Source organism: Longimonas sp., from assembly GCF_046498435.1.
GTDB lineage: Bacteria > Bacteroidota > Rhodothermia > Rhodothermales > Salinibacteraceae > Longimonas.
This window is the reverse complement of record NZ_JAWOAR010000026.1, coordinates 1-4,537: the sequence shown is the minus strand read 5'-3', so window position 1 is coordinate 4,537 and position 4,537 is coordinate 1. Positions and strand designations below refer to the sequence as shown.

The following is a 4,537-nucleotide window of genomic DNA, read 5'->3' as shown; positions in this document are numbered from 1 at the left end:
GAGAGCGCTCCGTACCATCAGCATTCCCGCCAGTGATCACAAGCCCATCCAACACGGTGTCGAGCGTAATCCGTCCAGCGCTACCGGCAAGGTATACCACCGTATAGCTGTTATCGCCCTCGATGTCTTCAGCGGTTTCGGTGATTCCGTCTGTACTCGTAATGTCATCCCCATCGATATCGCCGGAAAGGACGGTGCGATTCGCTGCGAGATCACGATTTTGCAACTCGTTTTCTACTTCGGTAATGCTGCTAAACGACGTAGTCCCGTCCCAGCCGCCGTAGACCTTTAGCCCATCCTGCGAGCGGTCAATTAGGAATGTAGCTGTGCGCGCATCGGCTAAATCGGTTTGCTGACTTGGCACGTACCGCCCGGCTGCAATCACGATCACGTCATCGCCCCCGGCATTGTCTATCGCGCCTTGCAGAGAGATCGCATCGCTGTCGGCGAACGAGGCTCCGCTGCCATTAGGATCGCCGGTTTCGGTGACGTGGTAGATGTCCTGTGCCTGGACGGCTGGAGGCGCCATGTGCATGCCTATCAGCAGAATGAGCAGGCTCAGGGCACTCATCCATCCCAGCCAACTGGGCCCCTCAGCGTGCCCCTTGGTTTGCGCTGCAATGGGCCGGGCCGTACCGACCGTTGATGGGGAATGACGGACTGGGTTATTTCGTAACATTCCGGTCATGGGGTGGGGGACGCAAATTGCAGGGAACGCGGTGGTGGTGGGGTGCGCCAACGAGAGCACAGAATTTCGCCGTTCGCGCATCCCCATAGTAGCCATTTATCCCCCCAACCGCTTTGCCATATGTGTCAGAAGGTTCGTGATATGTCTCAATTTAGGCGAAATGGGTGAACATAGAGTAAACATCGGCGATCTCCTGCATAAAAAGGCGGTCATCCATTTTGTACGATGATCCGGGGTGCTGCCGTCTCTTCTTCTCGTATGACATCCCGAACCTCTGCGATTGGGCCCCACTTTTTGTTTCGAAGTTACCCATCCTGATCCCGATACGCTCTTCGTCACGGGATCGCCGTGGTGCGTCTTCATGTCTACGCTTGTATCGATTGGGGAGCGGGCTGTGTGCATCACGATACCGATCGGATGGCCACCGTGCGGAGCTCCTGCTTCGTTGCGACGGTCGTCCGGTTGAGGCACGCGCCTTCGCTTTCTCCCAACAAAAAAACCGCCCGATGCTCCGTAAAGAGCACCGGGCAGTGGTGGGGGACAGCCGTTATGTCCGTTGCGGCTTACGCGACGCCATCTTCGGCGGCGGGCTTGGGCTCTTCGGGGGCGCCATCGCCCGAGGCGGCAGGCACGTCGTCAAGCTCCAGCTCGTCGGTTTCGCCGGGCGCGCGGTCTTGGGTGCGCGGGTCGACGCCGTCGCCGGGAAACTGCTTGATGTGCTCGGTGGGCGTCTCCTTGCCCGCGTCGCGTCCGAGCGGACTGCCTTCGTGGATGTAGAAGTCCTTGTTCGGCAGCGTGTCATTGAAGCGCAGCGCGGCTTCGGCAGCCTTGCGCATGCTGTCGTCGGCGTTGTTACGCAGCTGACCGAAGTTCTCGTGGATCTTGTTCTCGAACCAGTCGAACAGGTACTCAAACGCGGCGCGGTCGCGTTCGAAGGCGGGCCCATACTCGCCGGTGCGAAGCTGGTCGTCCATCTTCGAGAGCGAGGTGATCATCGCGTAGAGGTAGATCGCGTTGTCGGCCACGCGCGCCTGTTGCGCCTGGTGCTCCACAATCTTCTCGCGCTCCCACTTGCTCGCCATCTTGAAGTAGTGCGAGTGCTTCTGGATGAGCGTTGACAGCGTCTGGGCCTGCGAGCGGAGCGCGGGATGCACGCTGCGCACCTCAGGCGCCTGCGGCTTGATGCCCATGAAGAGCTGTCCGGCCAGCGGCAGCGCCTTCGACATAACGGTCGGATTCGTGGCGGCCGTCAGGATGCGCGACAGGTTGTCGCCAATGCCTTCGTCGGTATCCCACGTCAGCGCGTCTTGCACCGACACCATCTGCTCGGCCAGCTTCTTGCCGCCGTACGCAAAGATGAACGACTGCATGACCTCGTTCGAGCCCTCCACAATGGCGTGGATGCGGTTGTCGCGCCAGGAGCGCTCCAGCTCGTGCTCGGTCATGTAGCCTTCGCCGCCCATGATCTGCATCACCTCGTTGATGACCTCCCACCCGTAGTGCGAGCAGAAGACCTTGGTGATGGCAGTTTCGACCATGATGTCTTTGTCGCCGCGGTCGAGCATGCCCGTCATCATGTAGAGCATGGCATCCATCGCGTAGACGAGCGCCGACATGCGGGCAATCTTCTGGCGCACGAGCTCAAAGTCCGAAATCGGACGCTTAAACTGGTAACGCGTCTGCGCCCACTTGATGCCCTGATCCATGGCCGACTTGGCTGCGCCCGTAACGCCCGCCGAGAGCGTGCAGCGACCGTAGTTCAGGCACGACAGCGCCACGTTGAGTCCGCGACCCTCTTTGTGCAGCATGTTTTCTTTGGGCACCCGCACATCGTTGAAGCGGATGCGCGCCTGCCACGTGCCGCGAATACCGGTCTTCGAGCGGTTGTTCTCGAAGATCTCCACGCCCTCCATATCCGGCGTGCAGATGAGCGCGTTCACGCCCTTCTGCTCCAGCTCGCCCGTGTCGGGATTCTTGACCATGTTCTTGCACATCACGGTAAAGAGCCCGCTGAGTGCCGCCGAGGTGGACCACTTCTTCTCGCCGTTCAGGATGTAATCGCCGTCTTCGGTCTTGACCGAGAACGACTCCTGTCCCGCCGCATCCGAGCCCACGTTCGGCTCCGACAGGCAGAACGCGGAGAGCTTCTCGCGCGCCACCATGGGCAGATACTCGTCTTTCTGCTCCTCATTGCCGAACATGACGAGCGCTTTGCATCCAATAGACTGATGCGCCGACACCATCACCGCAGTCGAGGCACAGTGCTTGCCAATCAGCTCCAGCACGCGGTTGTAGCTGGTCACGCCCAGCCCGAGTCCGCCATACTCTTTGGGGATGATCATGCCCATCACGCCCATGTCGAAGAGGCGCTCAATGCACCACTCCGGAATGTACTCTTCCTGATCGATTTCAACGGCGGGGTGCTCATTTTCGAGGTAGTCTTCCAGCTCCTCCAGCAGCGCATCGCAGGTGTCGCGCTCCTCCTTCGACTCACGCGGATACGGAAAGACCAAATCTTCGCGGAAGCGTCCCCAGAACACATTCTTCATGAGGCCCATGTCTTCGGGCTCGGGGCCCATCATGGTCTCGATGTTCTCAATCATCTCCTTATCTTGCTTGGAGACGCCTTTTATATTGCTTAAGCCTTTGTTGGCCATGATGATAGCGGTTGTTGTGGCAGATCAGTGAACCATGTGGGGGCCACCGGCAGGCACGCGGATCCAACCGCGCAATGCAGATAAGACGCTGCGTGGAAGTGCTTCCACCGGGAGCGCTAAGTTGTAGTTGATGAACGGATTGCAGTTCCTTTTATGCCCGCTCCTGTGCGAAAAGTCCATACGTTTTCGGTTGTAGATGCGTAGCGGAAGAGCTACGTTGAACAACCATTCCGCGCCCCGATCTATTTTCCCTGTTTTTAGCTCCCATGTCGTTCGTTCAGCGTCTCCGCACGGCCCAACACGAATTCGCATCGCGCGTGTGCGTCGGACTCGACCCCATCCCCGAGCGCCTGCCCGCGCCCTACGCCGACTACCGCACCGATCCCATCGCGCTGGCGGCCTTCTGCGTCGCGATCATCGAGGCCACCGCGCCGCACTGCTGCGCCTACAAGCCGAACCTGGCCTTCTTCGAAGCGCACGGCGCCGCCGGATACGCCGCGCTCGAATCCGTCATCGCCGCCATCCCCGACACCCATCTCTGCATCGCCGATGCCAAGCGCGGCGACATCGGCCACACGGCTCGGTTCTACGCCCGTGGACTCTTCGACCACCTCGGCGCCGATGCCATCACCGCTGCGCCCTACATGGGCCGCGACAGCATCCTGCCCTTTCTTCGCACGGCCGAGCGCGGCGTGTTCGTGCTCACGCGCACCTCCAACGCCGGAAGCGCCGACCTGCAAGAATGCCCCGTGGATGCCAAAGGCGATCTGCCCCGCGAGCCCGTCTACCAGCGCATCGCCCGGCTCGTACAGCGCTGGAGCGCCCACCCCGAATCCCAGGGCGACGCCGGACTCGTCGTCGGCGCCACCGCCCCCGAGGCTCTCGCCGAACTGCGTGAGGTGTGCCCAACGCTACCCTTTCTCGTCCCCGGTGTCGGCGCCCAGGGCGGCGATGCTCGCGCCGCCGTCAACGCCGCCGTCACTGAAGATGGACTCATCCTCGTCAACAGCAGCCGTAGCATCCTCTACGCCCACGACGGCCCCAACTTCGCCGAGGCCGCCGCGGAGGCGGCTGCTGAGTTGCAGGGGGCGCTGGGGTGAGGTGTTGGCTTGCGAGTGGGGGCGGTTTTGGATATGTTTGGTGTACGTGATTGCACACGCGGCCCCCGTGTAGCGTGATACGTCTACGCTGT

Annotated in this window: 2 protein-coding genes and 1 pseudogene; 1 reads left to right on the top strand and 2 read right to left on the bottom strand. The window is 61.1% G+C overall.

Translation table 11 applies throughout. The features are described from left to right. Positions 1-571 (bottom strand): annotated as a pseudogene (locus tag R6U20_RS01130) (hypothetical protein); the annotation flags it as partial. Between the two features lie 680 nt (positions 572-1,251). Further along, positions 1,252-3,345 carry an acyl-CoA dehydrogenase family protein gene (locus R6U20_RS01125; RefSeq protein WP_410336032.1) on the bottom strand — a complete coding sequence of 698 codons (2,094 nt, stop codon included), beginning with the start codon at positions 3,343-3,345 and terminating at the stop codon, positions 1,252-1,254. 266 nt (positions 3,346-3,611) lie between these two features. Between R6U20_RS01125 and pyrF the strand changes: the two genes are divergently transcribed. Then, positions 3,612-4,445 (top strand): orotidine-5'-phosphate decarboxylase, encoded by an 834-nt coding sequence (gene pyrF / locus R6U20_RS01120; RefSeq protein ID WP_410336031.1) that lies wholly within the window; start codon positions 3,612-3,614, stop codon positions 4,443-4,445. Positions 4,446-4,537: the final 92 nt, after the last annotated feature.

Coding starts and splice junctions, on each gene's coding strand:
- pyrF (WP_410336031.1), top strand. CDS start 3,612: ATGTCGTTCGTTCAGCGTCTCCGCACGGCCCAACACGAATTCGCATCG.
- R6U20_RS01125 (WP_410336032.1), bottom strand. CDS start 3,345: ATGGCCAACAAAGGCTTAAGCAATATAAAAGGCGTCTCCAAGCAAGAT.